This window comes from Actinoplanes sp. NPDC051851 (assembly GCF_040681165.1).
Classification (GTDB): domain Bacteria; phylum Actinomycetota; class Actinomycetes; order Mycobacteriales; family Micromonosporaceae; genus Actinoplanes.
On the sequence record NZ_JBFAYF010000015.1, the window covers coordinates 129,533 to 146,397 of the forward strand.

General features: G+C 72.4%; 16 protein-coding genes. 6 read left to right on the plus strand and 10 right to left on the minus strand.

From position 1 onward, the window contains the following. Nucleotides 1-44: 44 nt before the first annotated feature. The 3 genes from AB0M08_RS17390 to AB0M08_RS17400 form a co-directional block, all read right to left on the minus strand. On the minus strand, nucleotides 45-590 hold the full coding sequence (locus AB0M08_RS17390; protein ID WP_364493746.1) for an NADAR family protein: 546 nt from the start codon (nucleotides 588-590) through the stop codon (nucleotides 45-47). A gap of 72 nt (nucleotides 591-662) precedes the next feature. Next, nucleotides 663-1,502: an LLM class flavin-dependent oxidoreductase gene (locus tag AB0M08_RS17395; RefSeq protein WP_364493682.1), complete on the minus strand. Its 840-nt coding sequence runs from the start codon at nucleotides 1,500-1,502 to the stop codon at nucleotides 663-665. A gap of 139 nt (nucleotides 1,503-1,641) precedes the next feature. After that, nucleotides 1,642-2,592: a YafY family protein gene (locus AB0M08_RS17400; protein WP_364493684.1), complete on the minus strand. Its 951-nt coding sequence runs from the start codon at nucleotides 2,590-2,592 to the stop codon at nucleotides 1,642-1,644. Between the two features lie 163 nt (nucleotides 2,593-2,755). On the opposite strand from AB0M08_RS17400, the gene AB0M08_RS17405 reads away from it, so the two are divergent. Continuing rightward, on the plus strand, nucleotides 2,756-3,940 hold the full coding sequence (locus tag AB0M08_RS17405) for a magnesium and cobalt transport protein CorA (protein ID WP_364493686.1): 1,185 nt from the start codon (nucleotides 2,756-2,758) through the stop codon (nucleotides 3,938-3,940). A 220-nt stretch (nucleotides 3,941-4,160) separates the two neighbouring features. Beyond that, nucleotides 4,161-6,722, plus strand: coding sequence for a lipopolysaccharide biosynthesis protein (locus AB0M08_RS17410; RefSeq protein WP_364493688.1), 2,562 nt, complete (start codon nucleotides 4,161-4,163; stop codon nucleotides 6,720-6,722). Between the two features lie 48 nt (nucleotides 6,723-6,770). On the opposite strand, the gene AB0M08_RS17415 is transcribed toward AB0M08_RS17410, so the two are convergent. Further along, nucleotides 6,771-7,577 carry a hypothetical protein gene (locus AB0M08_RS17415; RefSeq protein ID WP_364493690.1) on the minus strand — a complete coding sequence of 269 codons (807 nt, stop codon included), beginning with the start codon at nucleotides 7,575-7,577 and terminating at the stop codon, nucleotides 6,771-6,773. A 207-nt stretch (nucleotides 7,578-7,784) separates the two neighbouring features. On the opposite strand from AB0M08_RS17415, the gene AB0M08_RS17420 reads away from it, so the two are divergent. Then, nucleotides 7,785-8,126 carry a PRC-barrel domain-containing protein gene (locus AB0M08_RS17420; RefSeq protein WP_364493692.1) on the plus strand — a complete coding sequence of 114 codons (342 nt, stop codon included), beginning with the start codon at nucleotides 7,785-7,787 and terminating at the stop codon, nucleotides 8,124-8,126. Nucleotides 8,127-8,134: 8 nt separating this feature from the next. On the opposite strand, the gene AB0M08_RS17425 is transcribed toward AB0M08_RS17420, so the two are convergent. The 3 genes from AB0M08_RS17425 to AB0M08_RS17435 form a co-directional block, all read right to left on the minus strand. Further along, the gene (locus AB0M08_RS17425; RefSeq protein ID WP_364493694.1) at nucleotides 8,135-9,013 is read right to left on the minus strand and encodes an MHYT domain-containing protein; all 879 of its coding nucleotides are present in this window, start codon (nucleotides 9,011-9,013) and stop codon (nucleotides 8,135-8,137) included. A 300-nt stretch (nucleotides 9,014-9,313) separates the two neighbouring features. Beyond that, nucleotides 9,314-10,198 carry a response regulator gene (locus AB0M08_RS17430; protein ID WP_364493696.1) on the minus strand — a complete coding sequence of 295 codons (885 nt, stop codon included), beginning with the start codon at nucleotides 10,196-10,198 and terminating at the stop codon, nucleotides 9,314-9,316. Between the two features lie 112 nt (nucleotides 10,199-10,310). After that, nucleotides 10,311-10,832: a PadR family transcriptional regulator gene (locus tag AB0M08_RS17435; protein WP_364493698.1), complete on the minus strand. Its 522-nt coding sequence runs from the start codon at nucleotides 10,830-10,832 to the stop codon at nucleotides 10,311-10,313. A 56-nt stretch (nucleotides 10,833-10,888) separates the two neighbouring features. On the opposite strand from AB0M08_RS17435, the gene AB0M08_RS17440 reads away from it, so the two are divergent. Together AB0M08_RS17440 and AB0M08_RS17445 are read left to right on the plus strand one after the other, a co-directional pair. Then, nucleotides 10,889-12,115: an FAD-binding protein gene (locus AB0M08_RS17440; RefSeq protein WP_364493700.1), complete on the plus strand. Its 1,227-nt coding sequence runs from the start codon at nucleotides 10,889-10,891 to the stop codon at nucleotides 12,113-12,115. Between the two features lie 47 nt (nucleotides 12,116-12,162). Next, a complete protein-coding gene (locus AB0M08_RS17445; protein ID WP_364493702.1) occupies nucleotides 12,163-12,855 on the plus strand; it encodes a maleylpyruvate isomerase N-terminal domain-containing protein in 693 nt (230 codons plus the stop codon). A gap of 17 nt (nucleotides 12,856-12,872) precedes the next feature. Here the strand turns inward: AB0M08_RS17445 and AB0M08_RS17450 are convergent, their stop codons facing one another. Further along, complete coding sequence (locus tag AB0M08_RS17450; RefSeq protein ID WP_364493704.1) at nucleotides 12,873-13,295, minus strand: rhodanese-like domain-containing protein; 423 nt, start codon at nucleotides 13,293-13,295, stop codon at nucleotides 12,873-12,875. A gap of 70 nt (nucleotides 13,296-13,365) precedes the next feature. On the opposite strand from AB0M08_RS17450, the gene ftrA reads away from it, so the two are divergent. Continuing rightward, nucleotides 13,366-14,349, plus strand: a complete 984-nt coding sequence (gene ftrA, locus AB0M08_RS17455) for a transcriptional regulator FtrA (RefSeq protein WP_364493706.1) — start codon at nucleotides 13,366-13,368, stop codon at nucleotides 14,347-14,349. On the opposite strand, the gene AB0M08_RS17460 is transcribed toward ftrA, so the two are convergent. Both AB0M08_RS17460 and AB0M08_RS17465 read right to left on the minus strand, forming a co-directional pair. Next, nucleotides 14,325-14,861, minus strand: coding sequence for a hypothetical protein (locus tag AB0M08_RS17460; protein ID WP_364493709.1), 537 nt, complete (start codon nucleotides 14,859-14,861; stop codon nucleotides 14,325-14,327). The two genes, ftrA and AB0M08_RS17460, sit on opposite strands and share 25 nt — an antisense overlap. Nucleotides 14,862-14,871: 10 nt before the next feature. Next, a complete protein-coding gene (locus AB0M08_RS17465) occupies nucleotides 14,872-16,860 on the minus strand; it encodes a beta-galactosidase (RefSeq protein WP_364493712.1) in 1,989 nt (662 codons plus the stop codon). Between the last annotated feature and the right edge of the window lie 5 nt (nucleotides 16,861-16,865).

The following is a 16,865-nucleotide window of genomic DNA, read 5'->3' on the forward strand; positions in this document are numbered from 1 at the left end:
CCCGGGCCCCCGTCAGCGCTCCCGCACGCGGGCACGGGCCTCCATCAGCGCTCCCGCAAGCGGGCACGGGCCTCCATCAGCGCGAAGCCCAGCAGGTTGAGGCCACGCCAACGGGACGGGTCGGTGGCCCGCTCGTCGGTGGCGACCAGCCCGATGCCCCAGATCCGGTCCAGCGGGCTCGCCTCGACCAGCACCCGCTCGCCGGTGCCGAGCAGATACTCACGCAGATCGGGGTGCTGTCCGAACTTGGCCATGCCGGCGTCGACCACGATCGCGAAGCGCTCGCGCACCCACTCCTCGTCGCGGAAGCCGAGGACGCCGCGGCCGAGCTCCTTGGCCCGCGCCGGGTGCTTGGCCGCGAGGATCCGGGTGGCGCTCTCCTCGTCGCCGAAGAGCCGGGCCTTGCGCCACATCATGTAGTGCTCGGCCGTCCGGAACGTGACACCGTCCACGGTGAACGCGGAGGGCCACCACTGGCTCATGCAGCCGGCGTCGGCCCGCCCGTCGGCACGGGGACGATGCCGCCAGAAGAAGACGTACTTCACCCGCTTCGGTACGGCGATCAGTTCCTCGACGGTACGGGGTGACACGTTGCCGGACGACGGTTCGTTGCTGGACACCCGGGAAGTATCCGCTGCTCAGCGACGGCCCTCCAGCGATTTTCAGCCGACGAGCGGCTGCAACTGCTCGCCGACGAAGCGGACGTGCTCCTCGATGTCGCTGCCGTAGAGCGGCTCGACGACGACCGTGGTGGCGCCCGCGTCGGCGTATTCCCGGATCGCGGCGGCGATCTCGGCCGGCTCGCCGATCACCGCGAGCGCGTCCTCGCCCCACTGCTCCCGGTGCCGCCGCAACCGCTCGGCGGCCGTCGGACCGGTGGCCGCGGCCAGGTAGAGGACGATCTCGTGCTCCCGGGTCGCGGCGATGTGCCGCTTCGCCGCCCGCAGCCCGTCCGGCGTCGTGCCGCCACTGAGGATCGTCCCGTCGGCCAGCTCCCCGGCGAGGGCCAGGGTCTTCGGGCCGGTCGCGCCGATCAGCAGCGACGGCGGCGGATCCAGCGGCCAGTCCAGGCGGACCGCGTCGAGCCGGACGTACCGGCCGTTCGTCGTGACGGTCTCGCCGTGCAGCAGGGCGCGCAACGCCGACGTGTACTCCCGCAGCAGGGTGAGCGGCGAGGCGGCCCGCTCGCCCACCTGCGTCATCCAGTCCTGCACACCGTGCCCGATGCCGGCGATCGCCCGCTCGCCGAACATCCGGCGCAACGTCGCGATCTCCATGGCGCAGAGCGCGACGTTGCGGAACGGCACCGGCAGGATGCCGATCCCGACGCGCAGCCGGGTGGTCACGGCGAGGGCGGCGGCGGCCGCGGCGATCCCGCCGTTCTGGAAGCAGTCCTCCCAGAGCCAGAGCTCGGCGACCCCGGCCTCCTCCGCGGCCCGGGCGGCGCCGAGCAGCCGCTCGGGCGGGTGGTCGGGGGTGAAGGTCGCGCCGAGGATGGTCATGCAGGAGATCTTATATAAGCCACTGCTTAAACGTGACGGAGAATTGTCGCACCCGGCCGCTACCTTCATACCTGCGGACCGGTGCCACGGGGGCACCGGTCCGTCCATAGCGCCCAGACATGACGCGAGGGCATGACGCTCAGACGCTCCGCAGCAGGGCCTCGCCCGTCGCACGTACGCGGTCGATCAGCTCCGGTGGCGACTCGACGGTGAAGGGCACGCCGAGCACGCCCAGCACCATCACCGGCCAGGCCAGGTCGTCGACGCTCATCCGCAGCCGGCAGGTGCCCTCGCCGACCGGCTGCACCGTTCCGCGCGGGCCGAGGAAGTCCTGCACCGCCGCCGCGTCGGCCGTCATCAGCACGGCGACGTCGTACCGGCTGGGGATGGAGCGGATCCGCGAGCGCAGCCAGTCGACCGGGTCGCCGCCGGGGATCTCCCGGGGACGGAACCGCGCGCCGGTCAGCGCCGGGGCGGCGAGCCGGTCCACCCGGAAGCTGCGCCAGTCGCCGCGGTCCAGGTCCCAGGCGAGCAGGTACCACCGGCGGCCGAGCGGGACCAGGCGGTGTGGTTCGACGTACCGGATCAGGGTCTCCCCCGCGGGCGGGGTGTACTCGAAGCGCAGCCGCTCCTCGCCCCGGCAGGCCATCGCGATCGTGGTCAGCGAGATCGCGTCCAGCACCGGGCCGCCACCCCAGACGCCCGGGGTGGTCATCGCCTGGAGGGCGTCGATCCGGCGCCGCAACCGCGGCGGGAGCAGTTGGATCACCTTGGCGAGGGCGCGTACCGAGGTCTCCTCGAAACCGGCCACCGACCCGGCGGCGGCGCTGCGCAGCCCGACCGCGATGGCCACCGCCTCCTCGTCGTCGAGCAGCAGTGGGGGCATCGCGGCGCCGGCCTGCAGTTGATACCCGCCCGCCACGCCCCGGCTGGCGTCCACCGGATAGCCCAGCTCCCGCAGCCGGTCCACGTCCCGGCGCAGGGTGCGCGGGCTGACCTCGAGGCGCCCGGCCAGCTCGGCGCCGGGCCAGTAGCGGTGGGTCTGCAGCAGGGAGAGCAGCCGCAGCATCCGGGCACTCGTGTTCGCCATGCCGCCAGCGTCCCCCGAATTGCGGTCGGGAAGCGACCGCTATCCGCGTCGCACTCGATCACGGTGCGCCACTGGACTAGGTTGGCGAATCACATGACAGGCGGCGTGGGCAGGAAGGCGGCGGGAGCGGATGCTCGGTCGGCATCGGGACCGGCGTGACGACGTGGCCCCTCCTCCCGACGAGGAATCCCCTGGTTGGGAGCGCGAGACCACCGAGGGCACCGCGCGGCTGCGCGAGTTGCTGCGGCGGCGGCGGGAGAAGCGGAACGCACTCATCGGCCGGTTCCTGGACACGCTGGTCCGGCCGGCCCCGCGGATCCCGGCGCCCCGGCGGGGGAACCCGGACGCGGTGGTGGACTGCGCGGTCTACGCGAGCGGGACGCGCCGGCCCGAGCCGGGGCAGCCGCGGCAGTTGCCGTACGCCGAAGCCGCCCGCCTCGCCCGGCGCCGCCGCAACGCCTTCGTCTGGCTCGGCCTGCACGAACCGGACCGGGCCACCATGAGCCTGATCGCCGAGGTCTTCGGCCTGCACGACCTCCTCGCCGAGCAGGCCATCACCGGCGGGCACCGGCCCGGCGTGGAGACCGTCGGCGAGGTGACCCGTCTGGTCCTGCGCACCGCGCGCTACGTCGAGCACGACCAGCTCACCGAGACCTCCGAGGTGGTGGAGACCGGTGACATCACGGTGCTGGTCGGCCCGTGGTTCGCGATCACCGTGCGGCACGGCCCGGTCGGCCCGCTCTGGGCGGTCCGGCAGGAGCTGGAGCAGCGCCCGGAGGTGCTGCGGCACGGCCCGTGGGCGGTCGCGTACGCCGTCGGCAGCCGCCTCGTCGACAACTACCTGGACGTCGCCGGCCTAGTCGAACGTGACCTGGAACGGCTGGAGGAGGAGTCCTTCGCCACCGTGCGCGGGGCCGGTATCGCCCACATCTACCAGCTGAAACGCGAGATGGTGGAGTTCAAGCGGGCGGTGCTGCCGCTGGCCGAGCCGCTCGCGAAGCTGCTGGAGACCCGCGAGCTGCCGGCGGCGCTGCGCCCCTATCTGGTGGACGTGCGGGGGCGGCTCTCCCGGGCGGTGGACCGGGTGGCCCTCTTCGACGACCTGCTCAACTCGATCCTGCAGGCCCGGCTGGCGCAGATCTCCATCGACCAGAACGACGACATGCGGAAGATCGCCGCGTGGGCCGCCATCGCCGCGGTGCCGACCGTGATCGCCGGGATCTACGGGATGAACTTCGAGGTGTTCCCCGGCCTCGCCTCGCCGTACGGCTTCCCGGGCGCGATGGGCGCGATGGTGGTCCTCGGCGGCGGCCTCTACTGGCGCCTCAAGCGCACCGGCTGGCTATAGATATTGCGGTCACCCTTGGTTATATTCATGTACACAAATTGCCCGTGTGGGAACGATCACTTCCGGTAACCAAGCGCGATTCTCCGCCGATAATCCCACGTCAACCGCCGTTCCGGCGCAGTTCCACACCGGACGGTCGATGAAGGCTGGGCACTTCGCCCTACCCCATGAATACGGCGAGTCACTAAGTTTGATCGCGCGATCTTTGGGGGTTTCACACGTGACGGCATCCGGCGCCGCACTCCGGCGCGACCTGCTCACGGTCGTCCGGGGCCACGTCGACCTGTTCCTGAACGCCGGCTCGCTGATGGCCACCACGCTCATCACGTCGGCGTTCGGTTTCGCCTACTGGTGGCTGGCCGCCCATCTGGCCCCGGCCGAGGCGGTCGGCCAGGCCTCCGCCGCGGTGTCGGCGATGACGCTGATCGGCACGATCGGGATGTTCGGCATGGGCACCATGCTCATCGCCGACCTGCCCGGCATCGCCCGCGGACGCTGGGACCTGATCGCCACCTGCCTGCTCGCCGCCGGCACCGCCGCGACCGTGGGCGGCCTGGTCTACGTCGCGCTGGCCCACCTCTGGCTCCCCGGACTGCGCGAGGCGCTCGGCAGCACCCCGGCGACCGTGCTGCTGGTCGCCGGGATCGCGCTGAACGCGATGACGCTGGTCCTCGACGAGGCGATGGTCGGCCTGCTCCAGGGCCCGCTGCAGCTGATGCGCAACGCCTGGTTCTCGATGATCAAGCTGGTCCTGCTCGGCCTGGTCTGGCTGCTCCCGATCACCCTGACCGGCGAGGCGCTGCTGCTCACCTGGGTGGCCGGCATCGTCGGCTCGACCGCGATCCTGTTCCGGGCACTGCGCCGGCGCGGCATGATCGACTCGCTGCGCCCCCGGGCCGCCCTGCTGCGCGGCCGCGGCCGGGCCACCCTCGACCACAACCTGCTGAACCTGGCCGCCTACCTGCCCCGCGCCGCGCTGCCGCTGGTGGTGACCGCGACGCTCTCGGCCGCCGCGAACGCCGCCTTCTACACCGCGTTCATGGTGCTCTCGGTGCTGGCGATGATCCCCGGCAACGTGGCGCTCACGCTCTTCGCGGTGGCCGCCGGCGATCGGGCGGCGCTGCGGGGCAAGGTCCGGATGGGCCTGGCCGTCTGCCTGGGGCTCGGCGTGCCCGCCTCACTCGTGGTGGCGGACCTCGCCCGGCCGATCATGTCGCTCTTCGGTTCCGCGTACGCCGAGACGGCCGGTGACGTTCTCGCCGTCCTGTGCCTGACCTACGTGCCGTTCGTGTTCCACCACTTCTTCCTGGCCGTCTCCCGGGTCCGCGGCCGGCTCCGCGGCGCCGGGATCTTCTCGGCCGCCGCCGGTGCGGCCGAACTGCTCGCGGCCTGGTGGGGCGGCCGCCACGGCGAGCTGAACGACCTGGTCACCGCGGTGGCCGTGGTGATGGCGATCGAGACGGTACTGGTCGCGCCGACCGTGCTGAAGGTCGTCTTCGCCCCGGTCGCCGACGTAGCAGCAGCAGAGGGAGTCACCGTCATGTCCACCACCAGCCTGACCCTGCACGAACGTGCGTGGCTGCCGCTGGAGTACATCCGCACCGTCGGGCCGCTCACCGGCGTCACCGCCGAGCGGCTGCGGCACGCGCTGATCGGACTGCACGCCGCCGACCCCGCGCACCGGGCGGTCTCCCGCCTGGACCGGGCCGGCCGGCAGTGGCAGCACCTGGACGCGGCGAGCTTCGCGGCGTACGCGCGGGAGGCGGTCACCGACCTCGGTCACGGCCCGGTGGACTTCGACGCGATGACCCGCCGTCTGCAGGCCGAGCCCCGGGCACACCATCCGGTACGCATCCTGGCCGGCGGCGGGTACGTGGCGCTGAAGGTGTCCCACGCCTACGGCGACGCGGGCCCGGTGAACACGCTGCTCCGCGAGCTGGTGCTGGCCGCCGCCGAGGGCCGCGCCGCCCGGATCGCCCCGTCCGTACGCCACCGCACCGCCCTGCCCCGGGCCTGGTGGAAGCAGTTCGGCCGGCACCCCGACCGGTGGCGGACGGGTCTCGGCTTCCCGGCGCCGCCGCACCCGGAGCCCACCGAGACCCGGTCCTGGCACGACGCCCTGACCGTCCGGACCGCCCGCTCGGCCTGGGTGCTGGGCCAGATGCGCTCCTGGCGGGACGAGCACGCACCCGGCGTCACCACCTCGGCGATCACCTTCGCGGCCTTCACCGGCGCGCTGATCGAGCTCGGCCTGCGTCCCGACCTGACCGGTGGCACGTTCCTCGCCGACGCCCGGCGGTACCTGGGCGCGGGCGTCAGCGTGGACAGCAACTTCTGCATGGGCCCGTACCTGAGCCCGGCGAGCCTGACCGATCCGGCCGCCGTCCACCGGACGCTCAAGGCCGAGCTGGCCAGCGGCCGGATCCTGACGATGATGCTGCTGCGCGAGGGCAAGCTCCTGCTGACCGGGGCACCGGGGATGCCGGACCCCTACCCCACCGAGGTGGCGGTGGAGCCGCGTCCCCGGCTCACCTTCAGCAACCAGGGCCGCCACGACGTCCTCGGCGACCTGCCCTGGGCGGTCGGCGCGGCGGGCCGGGTGAACCAGAGCGTGCCGACGCTGAACGGCCCCGAGGGGATCACGCTGACCACCAGCGAGATGGGCGGGGTGCTGCACCTGGAGGCGACGTTCCACTCCTCGACGTACGACCCGGACGTGCTGCAGCGCGCCCTCGACCTGGTCTGCACCGACCCGGCCGGCCTGATCATGGCGCACCACTGAGAGGGGGTCCCCGCTCGGCGGGGACCCCCTCTCAGTACCGGGATCGGGTCAGCGGGAGCCGGCGCGCGGGCCGCCACCCTGCCCGGGGCCGCCCTGGTTCGGGCCTCCCGGGTTCGACTGACCCGCACCACCCTGCCCCTGGCCCGGGTTGCCCTGAGGCGCATTGCCCCGGGGCGGATTGCCCTGCGACGGGTTCCCCTGAGGCGGGTTGCCCTGCGACGGGCTCCCCTGGGACGGATTGCCCTGAGGCGCATTGCCCCGGGGCGGATTGCCCTGGGACGGATTGCCCTGCGTCGGATTCCCCTGAGGCGGGTTGCCGTGCGCGGGACCCGAGGGGCCGCCCTGGTCGCGCGGCCCGCCCGGGTGGCCGGTTCCGGGATCGCCCGGACCCTGCTGGCCACCCGGCCAGGTGTTGCGCAGCACCGGCAGCGAGAGCTCCGCGGTGCGCGTCTGCGTGCGGGCGAGCGGCCCGCAGTAGTCGTACGAGATGGTCGCCTGAAGGCTGGCCACGCCACCGCGCGGGTAACCCGTGGTGACCCGGACCCGGGTGAAGTCCGTACGGCGCGGGGAGAGCGAGTCGCCCCGGGAGAACTCCGCCGACCGCCGCGCCCCGGGATACTCGATCCGGACGCCGCGATCGCCGCGTACCCAGACCTCGGCGTCGCAGATCGGCCGGTCGGTGCGCCAGAAGATGTTGACCCAGCTACCGGCCTCGGCCCGGATCGCGGGGAGCCAGTCGCTCACCGGCTGCGGGCCGTTCGGCGCCGCCACGGCCGGTGTCGCCGTGGTCGCCGCCACTCCCATCGCCGCGGTGGCCAGCGCGAACATTGCCGCGATCCGCCGACTCCTGTGCATTTCAATCCTCCAGTGCCATGTCCGTTGCCGCGTGAGCAGCCCGACAAAAAGGACACTAAAGGCAATACCGGCGACGCGCGGTATTTTGCGGGCGAGTTTTCCTACAAAAGACTCTAATTGGACAAATTACCGAGATCGACTCGTCCGAAAAGATGATGTTGGCACTTCCGTGCCTGAAACGCGGTGTACCGGGGTAACCCACCGGGCATGGCCACGGAGAAGGTGCAGGATCTCGGTGAACCCGTCGCGTACCTGGTCCTCCGGGACGGCACGCCGGTCTACGACGAGGGCGGCAGCCCGGTGGGCACGGTCGAACACGTGCTCGCCGACGAACGCGAGGACGTGTTCCACGGATTGCTGGTGGGCACCGCGGCGGGGCACCGGTTCGCCCGGCCCGGGCAGGTCACCGGGATCTTCGAGCACGGGGTGATCATCGGCGTGCCCGCGGGAGAGCTGGCCGAGCCGAGCGCCGACCCGCCCTCCCGTCTGCTGGAGGACCGGGCCGGCGCCCTGAGGCGTGCGTGGGACTGGCTGAGCCGCCCCCGCTGACCGGGGGCCTACTGCCGGCCGCGGTCCCGGAAGGTCCAGTTGCCGTCGCCCAGCGTGCCGCGCGCGGCGGCGCTCTTCGCCTTCTCGGCGGCGGCCTCCTCGGCGGCGAGCCGGGCGTCGATCCGGGCGTTCAGGAAGTCGGCGGCCGCCCGGTCCTCGTCGCTCGGGGCAGCGGCGAGCGCGTACACCATGCCGATGACGCAGAAGATCACCGCGGCGCCGATCGGGACCAGCAGCGTACCGGCGGTGGCGCCGGAGACCGAGCCGAACGAGGTACTCTCGCCGGTCACCGACATCGCCGACATGCCGGTGAAGTGCATGCCGTTGACCGCGATGCCCATCACCAGGGCGGAGCCGAAGATCACCAGCCGGGTACGGACCACCAGGGCCAGCCAGAGCGCGACGGTCGCCGCGACCACCGCGATCACCACCGAGAGGGCGACCCGGGAGCCGGCGTAGTGGATCTCGCCGTGCAGGCGCATCGCGGCCATGCCGGTGTAGTGCATGGCGGCCACGCCGAGACCGGCGATCACGCCGCCGACCAGGATCCGGACCTGCTGGGCACCGGAGCCGAGCAGCGCGATGGCCAGGCCCACGCCGACCGCCACGAACGCGATCAGGATGCTGGCGACGGTGAGGCCGACGTCGTACCGGATCGGGGTGCCGACCACGTCGAAGCCGAGCATCGCGACGAAGTGCATGCTCCAGATGCCGGTCGCGCCGAGCGCGAGCGCGGCGAGCACCAGCCACCAGGTGCGCTCGCCACTGGTCCGGGCCGCGCGCAGGCGCACCGCGCTGGTCAGGCCGAGCAGCGACCCCAGAACGGAGAGCAGGTAGCTGAACGCAGGCGTGACCCACCCATGATCAAAATGATGAATCTCGGCCATGGCCGCTGGTCCTCTCGCTCCGCTTGGTATCGGCGGCATCCTGCCCCACCCCGAGGGAAGGGCGTGACTGATTGTGACGCAGATTTCGTTACAAGCGAAGAAGCAGAAGATCTCAATTTGGATCAAGAGCCGGGATTTTATGCCCCATTTGTCGTCCCTGTGACCCGTTTTCCCCTGTTAGTCGGCGTATGACAAGAGGGTTACTGATCCACTACGAAAGGTCCGATCATTGGGAGCGATTCCACATGATCGTGACTTTCAGTAACGTCTACGCGATGGTACCCGGGGATCCACGCAGCGTCAGCTCATCATCCCGTGCGTGGCCGGCGCGAGCAGGTGCAGAGCCGGCGCGCGCTGCGAGTGCAGGGTCTGCACGGTGTCCTCGGTGCAGGTCCCGGGCCTCTCGTCCATCACGCACAGGGTGCCGACGACGTGCCCCTCGCCGGAGTGGAGCGGGACGCTCGCGTACGACCGGACCCCGCTGACCGAGAAGAGCGGCGTGTCCGGGAAGTCCTCCCCGGTCCGCGTGTCACTGATCAGAACCGGTACGTCCTCGGCCACCACGATGGTGTCCGGTGACCACTCGGCCGGCACGCCGCCCGCCTCCCGAAGCCAGGGCGGCAGCCCGTACGACCCGGCGATGACCACGGTGTCGTTGAGCACCAGCATGATCGCGGCGGTGGTCACGCCGGTGAGCACGGCCAGCCGCTCGGCGAACGCGTCCAGCCCGGCGGCCTGCGCCGGGCGGGTCAGGAAGTCCGAGACGGCGAGCAGCCGGGGCACGTCGGAGAGCGGCGTACCGGACTCCGGCGCCGCACCCCCGCCCGCCTCGGAACGGCTGACGAGCAGGTCGTTCGCCGCGTCGAGCACGTGCTTCGGCCGTACCGGCTTGGAGATCGTCACGTCGCAGAGCTGCCGGGCGGCGGCCGGGGCGGCGGCGGACAGCATGATCACCGGGATGTGCGCGGTCGCCTCGCCGGCACGCAGGTACTGCGCCACCTCCAGGCCGCTCATCCCGGGCATGTGGTGATCGAGGACCACCAGGTCGGGGCGCGCGTCCCCGATCATCCGCAGCGCGGCGGGACCGTTGGTAGCGGTGTGCACCGTGTGGCCGGCCTTGCTCAGCACCGTGGTGAGCAGTTCGGCGATGTCGACGTCGTCCTCCGCGACCACGATGGACGCCATGTCCTGCCCTCCTCGCGTCCTGCCCTTCCCGCTGGGCCCGGCGGTAGCACCGACCTTAACCCCGCGACCCCGGACAGGTTCGCCGTTTGGCCAGCTCACGCTCCCCGCGGGCTCACTGCTTGGCCAGGTCGTGCTCCACCAGCGTCGCCACCCAGGCGATCTCGGCGGAGAGGATCCCGCGCCAGTACGACGCCTCCGGGGCCGGCGGCCGGGAGGTGTCCGACAGCACCGCGTAATCCTCCTCCAGCCGCCGCATCCGGGCACGCAGCAACTCGGCAGCGCGACCGGAATCGATCGCGGCAAGGTGGGTCAGCGCGACCACGAAGTCCACCGAGCCGGCCGGGCTGTCCCGGAGACCGGCCTCCACCTTCTCCCGGTAGCGCACCCGGCCCGCCTCGGTCAGCTCGTACTCGGTCCGGGGTGGGCGGTTGCCGACCTGCTCCGGCTCGTTCGGCGTCACCAGCCCGGCGCGGGCCATCGACTTGAGGAGGGTCGCCACCGTGCTGCGCGTCGGGTCCAGGTGCGGGCAGCGCTCGCGGACCCGGGTGGCCAGGTCGTACGCGTGGACCGGGCTCTCGCCGAGGAGGCCGAGGATCGGGAGGACGAGACTGTTTTGAGAAGCATCCTGCGGCATATCCACTACGCTATAGACGTATACAGCTACAGACAACCGAATATAGGGTGAGTCCGGTGGAACCACTGACGAACTGGGCCGGCAACATCACCTTCAGCGCCCGGGGGCTTCTCCGCCCGCGCTCCATCGATGAACTTCGCAAGATCGTAGCCACCGGCACCGCGCTACGCGTCCTCGGTAGCGGCCACTCCTTCAACCGCCTCGCCGACACCACCGGCGACCTGGTCTCCCTCGCGGATCTGCCGCGGACGGTCGAGATCGCGCCGGATCGGGCCACGGTCCGGGTGGACGGCGGCATCCGCTACGGCGAGCTCGCCGTCCGCCTGCACGAGGCGGGCCTGGCCCTGCACAACATGGCCTCCCTGCCGCACATCTCGGTCGCCGGCGCGGTGGCCACCGCGACACACGGCTCCGGCGTACGCCACGGCAACCTCGCCACCGCGGTCTCCGGGGTGGAGCTGATCCGCGCCGACGGCGAGCAGGTCACCCTGAAGCGCGGCGACGACGACTTCGACGGCGCGGTCGCGAGCCTCGGCGCGCTCGGCGTGGTGACCGCCCTGACGCTCGACGTCGAGCCCGCCTTCGAGCTGCGCCAGTACGTCTACGAGGGACTGCCGGCCACCTCCGTACGGGAGGATCTCGGCGAGATCCTGGCCGACGGCTACAGCGTCAGCCTCTTCACCCGATGGACCGGCCCCGGCGTCGACCAGGTCTGGCTCAAGCGCGCCGAGCCGATGACCGGCGACACCTACTTCGGTGCCCGCCTCGCCGACGGCCCGCGCCACCCGGTCCCCGGCATGCCCGCGGAGAACTGCACCGGCCAGGGCGGCGTGCCCGGCCCCTGGCACGAGCGGCTGCCGCACTTCCGGATGGAGTTCACCCCGAGCAGCGGCGCCGAGCTCCAGTCCGAGTGGCACGTCCCGCGCGCCCGGGCCCGCGAGGCGATCGAGGCGGTATCCACCCTCGGCGAGCGCGTCTCGGCCGTACTCCAGGTCTGCGAGATGCGGACCATCGCCGCCGACGACCTCTGGCTCTCCCCCAACTACCGGCAGGACAGCCTCGCGCTCCACTTCACCTGGATCGCCGACACCGCCGCGGTCCTCCCGGTCGTCGCCGACCTGGAGGCGCTCCTCGTCCCGCTCGGCGCCCGCCCGCACTGGGGCAAGATCTTCACGATGGACGCCCCGGCCGCGTTCCCGCGCTTCGCCGGCTTCGCCGCCCTGGTCGCCCGCTACGACCCCACCGGCAAGTTCCGCAACGACTTCCTCTCTTTCCTTCGCTGACTCTCTTTCCTCCGCTGACTCTCTTTCCCCCGCTGAGGAGCATTTTCATGTACGCCGTCGTGGACGCCTTCACGGCGGAGGCCGACGCCCTCGGGCACGCGGCCTCCCGCTGGCCGGCCGACGCCTGGGACCGCCCCACCCGCTGCTCCCCGTGGAGCGTCCGCGACCTGCTCGGCCACGTCCACGTGGTGATCGCCTGGCTCCCCGCCATGCTGGACACCCCGGCTCCCGATCGGGCGACTGCTTCCGATCGGGCGACCGCTTCCGATCAGGCGACTGCTTCCGGCCAGGCGATCGTGGAAGCGGTCGGGTACTACCGGCCGGACGCCCGCTTCTCCCCCGAGACCGACGCGGCCCGCATCCGCCTCGCCCAGGACCGGGCCGCCTCGTTCGCCACCCCCGGCGAACAGGTCCGCGAGTTCAGGGCACTCGTCCAGCAGGTCACCGCCCGGTGCCGCGCCGAGCCACCGTCCCGGATGGTCCGCACCCGCCACGGCGACCCGATGCTGCTCACGGAGTTCCTGCGTACGCGGGTGTTCGAGCTGGCGGTCCACGGCCTCGACCTGGCCGACGCCCTGGACCGGCCACCCTGGCTCACCCCGCCGGCCGCGAACACGGTGCTGTCCCTGCTCTTCGAGGATCTCCCGCCCGACCTGCCCGCCCCGCCCGACCGCTTGATCCGCCAGGCGACCGGCCGTGCTCCCGCGGGTTCCCTACCGGGACGGTTGACGCTGGGCTGAGTCACCCGCGCTACCGCTCAGCAGCCGCACACGCCCCCGGCCGGAGCCGTCAGCGTGTCGACGGCCCCCTTCCGCTCCCCGCGATCGTCCCGAACCGGGAACCCCTCCCGAACCCAGTACTCGAAACCCCCGATCATCTCCTTCACCGGATACCCGAGCCTGGCGAACTCCAGCGCCCCCTTGGTCGCCCCGTTGCACCCCGGCCCCCAGCAGTAGGTGACCACCGCGCTCCCCGCCGGCACCACCGCGGCGGCCCGCCCCGCGATCTCCCGCGACGGCAGGTGCACGGCGCCCGGGATGTGCCCCTGCTCCCAGGACTCCGCGCTGCGGGTGTCGATCACGATCACCCCCGGGACCGCCGCTTCCAGGTCCGCGTGGACGTCGCTGACGTCGGTCTCGAAGGCGAGCCGCCGGGAGAAGTACTCGATAGCTGTCGTCATGCCCTGATCGTGCCGGGGACGACACCCCGATCCCAGTGGCGCTGATGCCACTGACCGCTAAGATTCCGCCATGCTGCCGAGGTTCCGGGGCCACACCGTGTCGGTGCTCGCCTACCCGGGGATGTCCCTCTTCGAGCTGGGCATCGTCACCGAGGTCTTCGGCCTGCCCCGGCCCGAGTTCGACCGCCCGTGGTATGAGCTCACCATCTGTGCCGAGACCCCCGGCCCGGTCCGCGTCGTCGGTGGCGCCGCGATACACACCGACCATGGGCTGGACATGTTCGCCGCCGCCGAGACGGTCATCGTCCCGGGCGTACCCGAGGTGGCCGAGGAACCGTCGGAAGCGCTGGTCGCGGCCCTGCGAAGGGCCCACCGGAACGGCTCGCGGATCCTGTCGATCTGCTCGGGAGCGTTCGCGCTCGCCGCCGCCGGGCTGCTGGACGGCCGCCCCGCCACCACCCACTGGCGGTACGCCGACGCCCTGCGCGCCCGCCACCCCGGGCTCCAGGTCGACGCCGACGTCCTCTACCTGGACCACGGCTCCGTGCTGACCAGCGCGGGCAGCGCCGCCGGCCTGGACCTCTGCCTGCACGTGGTACGCCTCGACCACGGACCGGCGATCGCCAACGCGGTGGCCCGGCGGCTGGTCGTGCAGCCGCACCGGGACGGCGGGCAGGCCCAGTTCGTCGAGGCGCCGGTCGCCGCGGATCCGGCCGACGACCGGGTGGCCCGGAGCATGGAGTGGGCGCTCGGCCACCTGACCGAGCCGGTCAGCGTGGCCCTGCTGGCCGGGCGCGCGCACATGTCGGGGCGCACCTATCTGCGGCACTTCGCCCGGGCCACCGGCACCACGCCGATCCGCTGGCTGATCGGGCAGCGGGTGCACGCGAGCCTGGCGCTGCTGGAGACGACCGGCGCGCCGATCGAGGAGGTGGCCGCGGCGGTCGGGTTCGACACCGCCGTCACCTTCCGGCATCACTTCGCCCAGATCATGCGTACGTCACCCTCGGCCTATCGCCGGGCGTTCCGTCAGCCCTCCTCCGCCGCCTCCTGATAGGTCAGGCTCGCGAAGAGCGACTCCTCGTCGCCGGCCGGGCCGATGAAGCCGAAGAAGAGGTAGCGGGCGTGCTTCCCGTCCATCTTCATCTGGGTGGTGAAGCTGCCGCCCTCGCCGAGCTTCGTCGTCACCACGCCCTGGCAGTCGGCGGTCACCCCGGCGGCGTCCGCACCGACCCGGGTGGCGGCCCACGGGCCCAGCTTCGCGCACGCGTCCAGGGTCACCGGCGACGCCCAGAACAGGGTGAATCCGGTGTCGGAGCGCAGCACCGGGGTGGCGTCGACGGTCGTCCACGCGGTGTCGCCGCCCACCGACATCGCCACCGGGTTCGGCAGAAGCGAGGGCTGCTCGCCGCTCACCCGCCACCCGACGGGGCCGCCGGCCGCCACGGCCGCGCTCAACGCCTTGTCGACCGCCGTCGGGCCCGGGTCCTGGCGGGTCCAGAACCAGTAGCCGATGCCGGCGGCGATCACCACGGGGACGGCCGCCTTGACGAGGGGGAGGGTCACCACCCGAGTCTCACCGTACGGGGTGGGGGCTGTCCGCCGAACCGAGCCGGACCACCATCGAGCCCCCCGCCGGGACCGTGACCGATTCCGACAACTCGCGACGGGTGACCGCATTCACCGCCGGACCGGACAGCGGCACCACCCCGGGCACCACGCCGTGGTTGAAGAGGAAGAGCAGCGGGCCACGGCGTACCGCCTCCACCCCGGTGGGCAGCCCGGCGTGCGCCGGCGCGACCCCGGCCTCGCCGAGCACCCGGTCCAGCAGGCGGCGCAGGCCGTCGTCGGAGAGTCCCGGGGAGACGTACCACGCGGAGCCGGAGCCGTACCGGTTGCGGGTGATCGCGGGGGCACCGGCCAGCACGTCACCGGCGTACCGGACCACCGTCTCGGACCCGGCGGTCTCCACCCGCTCGCTCCAGCGGACCGCCCGGTCGCCGGAGTCCAGCGCGATCTCGGCGTCCCCGGCGAGCGGCCGCCACTCGACCACGCGTACCCCGAGAACCTCGCGGAAGGCGCCCGGGTAACCGCCGAGCCGGACCCGGCCGTCGGGTTCGGCGATGCCGCTCAGATGGCCGACCACCAGGTGGCCGCCGTTCGCGACGAACTCCCGGAACGCCGCGGCCGTCTCGTCGGAGACCAGGTAGAGGTGCGGGAGCACGACCACCCGGTAGGCGCCGAGGTCCATCGGCAGGCCGGGGAAGACGAAGTCGACGGCGGTGCCCGAGCGGTGCAGCGCCCGGTGCGCCTGCCGGACCGCGGCCAGATAGTCGATCTCCGCGGAGGGGAGTCCGGCGCCCTGCAGCGCCCACCAGGAGGGTGCGTCCCAGGCCACCGCGACCTGGGCCACGGGCGGCGGCGCGTCCGCGACCTGCGCCGCGATGGCTTTCAAGGTACGCCCGAGCCCCACCGCCTCGCGGAAGACCGGACTGTCCGGACCGGCGTGCGGCACCAGCGCGGAGTGGAAGAGCTCGGCGCCGCCCCGGGGTTGCCGCCACTGGAAGTACATCGCGCCGCGGGAGCCCCGGGCCACGTAGGAGAGGCTGTGCCGGGTGAGCCGCCCGGCCTCCTTGGCGTGCATTCGTCCCGGCGTGTAGATCAGGTTCGGCCCGGTCTCCATCAGCAGCCAGGACCCGCCGCCCCAGCCGCGGGCCAGGTCGCCGCCGAACGCGGTCTGCTCCTCGGCGCCGAGTCCCGGCTCGGACGGGTAGTCGTCGACCGCCACCAGGTCCATCTCGGCCGCCCACTTCGCGTGGTCGACGCTGACCCAGCCGCCCTGCACGAAGTTCGTGGTGACCGGGATCGCCGGGTTCGCGGCCCGCAGCAGGTCCCGTTGCTCCTGGTACGCCGCGAGCAACTCGTCGGAGAGGAACCGGCGGAAGTCCAGCACGTGCGCCGGGTTGGGCAGGTACTGGGTGGCCCGGGGCGGCAGGATCTGCGCCCAGTCGGAGTACCGCTGGCTCCAGAACGCGGTGGTCCAGGACTCGTTCAGCGCGTCCAGGTCGCCGTGCTTCTTCTCCAGCCAGGTACGGAACGCCGCGGCGGTCAGGTCGCAGCGGCAGTCGGTGCCGTACTCGTTGTGCACGTGCCAGAGCGCGAGGGCCGGGTGGTGCGCGTACCGGTCGGCCAGCTTCCCGGCGATGGCCGCGGCGGCGGTGCGGTACGCCGGGGCGGAGACGCAGTAGGTGTCCCGGCTACCGTGGGTGAGCCGCACCCCGTCGGCGGTCACCGGCAGCGCCTCGGGGTGGGCGAGCGTGAACCAGGGCGGCGGCGAGGCGGTCGGCGTGGCGAGCGCGACCCGGATGCCGCCCTCGTGCAGCCGGTCGAGGATCCGGTCCAACCAGGTGAACTCGTACTCGCCGGGAGAGGGCTCCAGGTGAGACCATGCGAAGACACCGACCGTGACCATGGAGACGCCGGCCTGCCGCATCAGCGCGACGTCCTCCGCCCACACCTCCTCGGGCCACTGCTCGGGGTTGTAGTCTCCGCCGAAGCACAGCATGGGCA

Bases quoted from the DNA above. Each gene is read 5' to 3' on its own strand.
- AB0M08_RS17420 (WP_364493692.1), top strand. From the start codon at position 7,785: ATGGCCACGGAGAAGGTGCAGGATCTCGGTGAACCCGTCGCGTACCTG.
- ftrA (WP_364493706.1), top strand. From the start codon at position 13,366: ATGCTGCCGAGGTTCCGGGGCCACACCGTGTCGGTGCTCGCCTACCCG.
- AB0M08_RS17425 (WP_364493694.1), bottom strand. From the start codon at position 9,013: ATGGCCGAGATTCATCATTTTGATCATGGGTGGGTCACGCCTGCGTTC.
- AB0M08_RS17465 (WP_364493712.1), bottom strand. From the start codon at position 16,860: ATGCTGTGCTTCGGCGGAGACTACAACCCCGAGCAGTGGCCCGAGGAG.
- AB0M08_RS17400 (WP_364493684.1), bottom strand. From the start codon at position 2,592: ATGGCGAACACGAGTGCCCGGATGCTGCGGCTGCTCTCCCTGCTGCAG.
- AB0M08_RS17435 (WP_364493698.1), bottom strand. From the start codon at position 10,832: ATGCCGCAGGATGCTTCTCAAAACAGTCTCGTCCTCCCGATCCTCGGC.
- AB0M08_RS17450 (WP_364493704.1), bottom strand. From the start codon at position 13,295: ATGACGACAGCTATCGAGTACTTCTCCCGGCGGCTCGCCTTCGAGACC.
- AB0M08_RS17445 (WP_364493702.1), top strand. From the start codon at position 12,163: ATGTACGCCGTCGTGGACGCCTTCACGGCGGAGGCCGACGCCCTCGGG.
- AB0M08_RS17430 (WP_364493696.1), bottom strand. From the start codon at position 10,198: ATGGCGTCCATCGTGGTCGCGGAGGACGACGTCGACATCGCCGAACTG.
- AB0M08_RS17395 (WP_364493682.1), bottom strand. From the start codon at position 1,502: ATGACCATCCTCGGCGCGACCTTCACCCCCGACCACCCGCCCGAGCGG.
- AB0M08_RS17415 (WP_364493690.1), bottom strand. From the start codon at position 7,577: ATGCACAGGAGTCGGCGGATCGCGGCAATGTTCGCGCTGGCCACCGCG.